At 72.9% G+C, this 4,881-nt stretch carries 6 protein-coding genes; 5 read left to right on the forward strand and 1 reads right to left on the reverse strand.

The window, feature by feature from the left end:
• Positions 1-97: 97 nt before the first annotated feature.
• Positions 98-844 carry a cation diffusion facilitator family transporter gene (locus tag LHA35_RS27805; RefSeq protein WP_274708232.1) on the reverse strand — a complete coding sequence of 249 codons (747 nt, stop codon included), beginning with the start codon at positions 842-844 and terminating at the stop codon, positions 98-100.
• A gap of 172 nt (positions 845-1,016) precedes the next feature.
• Between LHA35_RS27805 and LHA35_RS27810 the strand changes: the two genes are divergently transcribed.
• The 5 genes from LHA35_RS27810 (at position 1,017) to LHA35_RS27830 (ending at position 4,785) form a co-directional block, all read left to right on the forward strand.
• The gene (locus LHA35_RS27810; protein ID WP_264185847.1) at positions 1,017-1,514 is read left to right on the forward strand and encodes a MerR family transcriptional regulator; all 498 of its coding nucleotides are present in this window, start codon (positions 1,017-1,019) and stop codon (positions 1,512-1,514) included.
• Between the two features lie 141 nt (positions 1,515-1,655).
• Positions 1,656-2,036 (forward strand): hypothetical protein, encoded by a 381-nt coding sequence (locus LHA35_RS27815; protein WP_226614512.1) that lies wholly within the window; start codon positions 1,656-1,658, stop codon positions 2,034-2,036.
• A gap of 12 nt (positions 2,037-2,048) precedes the next feature.
• Positions 2,049-2,417 (forward strand): hypothetical protein, encoded by a 369-nt coding sequence (locus tag LHA35_RS27820; protein WP_226614515.1) that lies wholly within the window; start codon positions 2,049-2,051, stop codon positions 2,415-2,417.
• An 83-nt stretch (positions 2,418-2,500) separates the two neighbouring features.
• On the forward strand, positions 2,501-3,877 hold the full coding sequence (locus LHA35_RS27825) for a TolC family protein (protein WP_226614516.1): 1,377 nt from the start codon (positions 2,501-2,503) through the stop codon (positions 3,875-3,877).
• 2 nt (positions 3,878-3,879) lie between these two features.
• Positions 3,880-4,785, forward strand: coding sequence for an efflux RND transporter periplasmic adaptor subunit (locus LHA35_RS27830; protein ID WP_226614518.1), 906 nt, complete (start codon positions 3,880-3,882; stop codon positions 4,783-4,785).
• Positions 4,786-4,881 lie beyond the last annotated feature (96 nt).

Genomic DNA, 4,881 nt, shown 5'->3' on the forward strand with positions numbered 1-4,881 from the left:
CCTTGCTGGTCGGAGCGGAGGATTTCGGGCTCATCTTCACTCCTTGACAGTTACGATGAGCCCGAAATCCTCCGCCCCTCAATCACCCCCGGCTGTCTCATGGGCGCTGACGCCGGACAAGCTCCCAGACGTGCAGGTCGTGCACCCCGCCCACGCCTGGGGCGTCCAGCATGGCCTGCTCGACCGCGTCGAGGTCGATCCCGGCGGGCACGCCCTCGAGCAGGACGTTGGTCGCCTCGCGCAGCAGCGTCCAGGTGCGCGGCAGCACCCAAAGGGCGATGCCGACGCCGAGCACCGGGTCCACCCAGGCCCAGCCCGTCAACCAGATGACGCTCGCGCCCAGGATGACCGCGACCGAGCCGAGCAGGTCGCTCCAGACCTCGAGGTAGGCGCCCTTGACGTTCAGGCTGTGCTCGCTGCCGCCCGCGAGGAGGCGCATGGACACCCAGTTCACCACCAAACCAACAGCGGCGATCGCCAGCATGCCGAGGCTCTGCACTTCCGCTGGGGCGCGGAAGCGCTGCCACGCCTCCCAGAGGATGTAGAGCGCGACCAGGAACAGCAGGGAGGCGTTGAAGGCGGCCGCCAGGATCTCGAAGCGGTAATACCCCCAGGTCCGCCTGCGGTCCGCGGGGCGGCGGGCGACCCGGATGGCGACGAGCGAGACCGCGAGGGCCGCGGTGTCGGTGAACATGTGCGCGGCGTCGGAGAGCAGGGCGAGGCTGCCGGTGACGAAGGAGCCGACGACCTCCGCCAACATGAAGCCGCCCGTCAGCGCCAGCGCCCAGGTCAGCGCCTGCTCGTTCGCGCCCGCCCCGTGACTATGCCCGGCACCCATCGCCATCCCCGCTCATGCGTCCTCAACCGGACAAGCCGACTGGCGGTCCGGATGGGGATCGGTCTTCCGATGCGACTCCATGGCGTGGCCCTTCCCGGGCAGCGTCGCGTCCAGCGGGGGAACGGTTGACGCAACAGCGGGTTTGCCGCGCAATCCCTCCGGACCCACCTTCAATTGCATGGACACGCCGACCGACCGCCAAGCCGCCATCCGGGAAGGGGCCTTGATCCCCATCGGCCAACTCGCCCGCGAGACGGGCTGCAAGGTCCAGACCGTGCGCTGGTATGAGGAGGTCGGCCTGCTGCCGAGCCCCGCCAGAACCGAGGGCGGCCACCGGCTCTACGGCCGCGCTCACCGGGAGCGGCTGGCCTTCATCCGGCACGCGCGGGAGTTCGGCTTCGGCCTCGAGGCCATCCGGAAGCTGCTGGATCTGGCCGCCCATCCCGAGCGCCCATGCGGCGACGCCCACGCCCTGGCCGTCTCCCAGCTCGCCGAGGTGGAGGCGAAGCTCCGGCGGCTGGCCGACCTGCGGGACGAACTGGCGCGTCTGGTGGAGACCGGGTGCCGCGACGGCATCGCCGCCGAGTGCCGCGTCCTCGAGACCCTTGCCGACCACGACCACGGGCACTGCCTGTCGGCCGCCCACGCGGCGCCCTCGGGCGCCGTCACGAAATGATGCATCAATCGCCAAGCTCAGGCTTGAATCTCCAGTCGCTGTAGGTTCTATACCTCGTCCCATGTCGGACCTTGGTTTCCTGACGCGTTCACGGCGAGGCGGGGTTTGATCGGGAGGAGAGGCACCGTGCGGCGAACGACCATGACTGGCTTGGCGGCCGCCGCCATCCTGGTGCCTGCCCTGGCCTGGGCTCAGGGTGCGGGCCATGGGCACGTGCACAGCGGGAACGAGGTCAAGATCGGCCGCCACGAGGTGGAGCTGGTGGTCCGCGGCGGCCAGGCGACCCTGTCCATCGTCGACGAGAAGGAGCAGCCCGTGGACGCCGCCGCCTTCGGCGCGACTGCCATCGTCCTGGCCCGCGGCAACGAGCGCCGCACCCTGGAGTTCCGGCCCGCGGGTGGGAACCGCCTGGCGGCGCCGGTCGATTTTCAGGTGGACGGCAAGTTCCGGGCGACGGTGACCCTGCGCGGCCCCGGTGGCGAACTCGGGACCGGCCGCTTCAACATCGACCCGGTGCGCTGAGGCGGACCGACCATGATCTTGGACACGGGCAGGACGCGGCTGACGAGGGGGTGGGCGGTCATCGCCCGCCTGCTCACCGTCGCCTTCCTGCTCGCGTCCCTGCTGGTGCCGCCCTTCGCCGAGGCCGCTTCTGGTGGCGCGGCCCCCATGACGGTGGCGGTTTCTGTCGCCATGGACCAGGACGGCGGCCCGGACGCGCCCTCGCGGCCGCATGGCATCGTCCACGCGGGCAGCCACTGCGCCTGCCAAGTGGCGGACCGCCTGACGCCGCCGCTGCCCGTCGGACCCACCGTCGTCATTACCGTGGGTCGCCCCGCCTTCACGGACCACGCCCACGCCTCGCTTGAGGCTGAGCCCCCCGCGCGCCCACCCAGGGCCTGACCGAACCAGAGCCGCCTGAGCCGCCGTGTCCCGGGCAGACCGGGAACAGCGGCTCGCCTCGCGTTCCGTCAGTCCCGGGTGCCATGCCTCCTCGATTCCGTCCCCGATTCCCGCTCGCCCTGCTGGGCGCGGCTGTCCTCGTCACGACCACCACGCCGTCCGACGCGGCCGACCCTCCGGCACGGCGCCGCGTCGCGCAGGCGGCTCCCACCCCGGTAGCATCACCCCCGTCGAGCACGGTCTTTGCATTCGTCATTGCCTCTCCCGAGCAGGCCGTCGACCTCGCCCTGGCGCGCGCGCCCATCCTGCGCAGCGCCGAGGCGGGCCGCCGGGCGGCGCAGGGCGACCGGGTGACGGCCGGGCTGCGGCCCAACCCGGACTTCACCCTCAACGCGGAGAACATCGGCGGCAGCGGCTCCTACGGCGGCCTCCGCTCCCTCGAGACCACCTACAGCCTGAGCCAGCGCATCGAGACCGGCGGCAAGCGGCAGGCGCGCATCGAGGCGGCGAACCGGGCCGTGGCGCTGACCGGGCTGGATGTCGAGGCGGTCCGCCTGGACCTGGTGCGCGAGGTCGTGCGGGCCCTGGCCGATGCGGTGGCGGCCGGACGGGCAGTGGAGATCGCCCGCGAGCGGGTGCGGCTGGCGGACGAGGTGCTGCGCGCCACCCGCGCCCGGGTCGAGGCCGGGCGCGAGGCCTTCCCCCAGCAGCGCCGTGCCGAGGTGGCGCGGGAGACCGCCGCGGTCTTCGCCGAACGCGCGGAGCGGGAGGCGGCGGTCGCGCTGCGCGCCCTCTCGGTGCTGCTGGCGACACCGGGGGTCGAGGTCATGCCTGCCCGGGCGGCCTGGTTCGACGACCTCGGCCCGCGCCCCGATCCCGCCAGGGCGGCGTCCCTGCCGCCAGGGCAACTCGACCGCACGCGGCTGGACGCCCTCATCGACCAGCGCCGCGCCGAGCTCGACCTGCAACGCCGCAACGCCATCCCGGATGTCGCGGTCGGCGCCGGGGTCCGGCGCTTCCGGGAGGCGGGCGACGACACCGCCTTCGTGCTCGGCCTCAGCGTGCCGCTGCCGGTCTTCGACCGGAACCAGGGCAACATCCTCCGCGCCGGGGCCGAACTGAGCCGGGCCGAGGCCGAGGCGGAGCGCGGGCGGCTGTTCCTCGACGCGGCGCTGGCCGACGCCGAGCGGCGCCTGGACCAGGCCTGGCACGCCGCCGACTTGCTCCGCCGTGTCGTCCTGCCCGCCGCTACGGAAGTCGCGGCCGCGGCACGGGAGGGTTACGCCGCGGGCAAGTTCTCGCTGCTCGAGGTTCTCGACGCCCAGCGCGCCCTGTCCGACGCCCGCGAGCAGCTCAACGCCGCCCGGCTCGAGGTGCAGCAGGTGCGCGCCGACATCGCCCGGCTGCGCGGCCGCGCAGCCACCCCCATACCGACCGCCACCCCCGCAGGGAGGCAGTGACCATGAGGTCCATCATCGTGTTTCTGGCGGGCGCCGTCGTCGCCCTCGGCGCCGCGGCGCTGGTGCCCGACGTGCCCGCCACCCTGCGCTCCACGCTCGGCCTCGCCCCGGCGGTCGACACCGCCCCCCCGGCTCGCGCCGCCGAGCCCGGGGGCGGCGGCCACGGCCACGGTCACGCCCACGGACCGGGCGAGGAACACGGCGACGAGGCCCCCGAGGGCGCCGTCCGCATGACCGAGGATCAGGTTACGGCCGCCCGGATCGAGGTGGCCGAGGCAGGGCCCGGCACCGTGGCGCGCCGTGTCTCCCTGCCCGGCACGGTCGCGGCCAACGCTGACAAGCTGGCCCATGTCCCGGCCCGGGTCGCGGGCATCGTGACAGCCCTGAACAAACGCCTCGGGGACATGGTGGAAGCCGGTGAGGTGCTGGCCGTGGTCGAGAGCGCGGAGATCGCCACCGCGAAGGGCGACTACCTCGCCGCGCTGCGCACCACCGAGCTCGCCCGCGTCACCTTCGAGCGCGAGCAGCGGCTGTGGCAGCGCAAGGTCTCCGCCGAGCAGGACTTCCTGAAGGCGCGGACCGACTGGCAGGAGGCGCAGATCCGCCTCGACCTCACCCGCCAGAAGCTGGCCGCCATCGGCCTGAGCCAGGCGGAGGTCGAGGCCCTGCCGCGCCAGCCGATCGAGACGCTGCGGCGCCAGGAGGTGCGGGCGCCGATCGCCGGGCGGGTCACTTCCCGCCCCAAGATGCTCGGCGACGCCGTTTCGGCCGAGGCGGAGGTCTACACCCTGGCCGACCTGTCCAGCGTCTGGGTCGAGATGGCGGTGCCCCCCGCCGACCTGGCTTTCGTCAAGGAAGGCATGGCGGCGCGGATCCAGGGCGAGGTGTTGATTGCCACTGAGAGCTGACCCGGGATTGCCATGAGGATTTGACCCGGGTTGTGGCTGGAAGTTCGGGGTTTTCGGCTTCTGTCAGGTGGGTTGTGGCCTCCTTTCGTGCTTGGC

This window comes from Roseicella aerolata, from assembly GCF_020523605.1.
Taxonomy (GTDB): Bacteria; Pseudomonadota; Alphaproteobacteria; order Acetobacterales; family Acetobacteraceae; genus Paracraurococcus; species Paracraurococcus aerolatus.